Annotated in this window: 1 protein-coding gene; it reads right to left on the minus strand. The window is 62.8% G+C overall.

Going from position 1 to position 312, the window contains the following annotated elements; all coding sequences use genetic code 11:
- Window positions 1–287 (minus strand): AMP-binding protein (locus IH09_RS38675; protein ID WP_318279679.1); only part of this gene is annotated, 287 nt, incomplete at its 3' end.
- Window positions 288–312 lie beyond the last annotated feature (25 nt).

Genomic DNA, 312 nt, shown 5'->3' on the forward strand with positions numbered 1-312 from the left:
CCCGCCTTCAACACCGCCAAAACCGCCACCACAAACTCCACACCACGACCCAACCGCACCCCCACCGCAACCTCAGGCCCCACACCCAAACCCACCAACCGACGCGCCACCACATTCGCCCACACATTCAACCGCCCATACGACACCTCAAAACCCTCACCCACCACCGCCAACGCACCCGGACAATCCGCAACCCGAGCCTCAAACAACCCAACCAAATCCCCACCACCCACCACACCCGAAACAACCCCACCACGCCCCAAACCCAACAACTCCCCACGCTCCACCCCACCCAACACACCAACCCCACTC

The organism is Streptomyces celluloflavus, from assembly GCA_000720995.1.
Classification (GTDB): Bacteria; Actinomycetota; Actinomycetes; order Streptomycetales; family Streptomycetaceae; genus Streptomyces; species Streptomyces celluloflavus.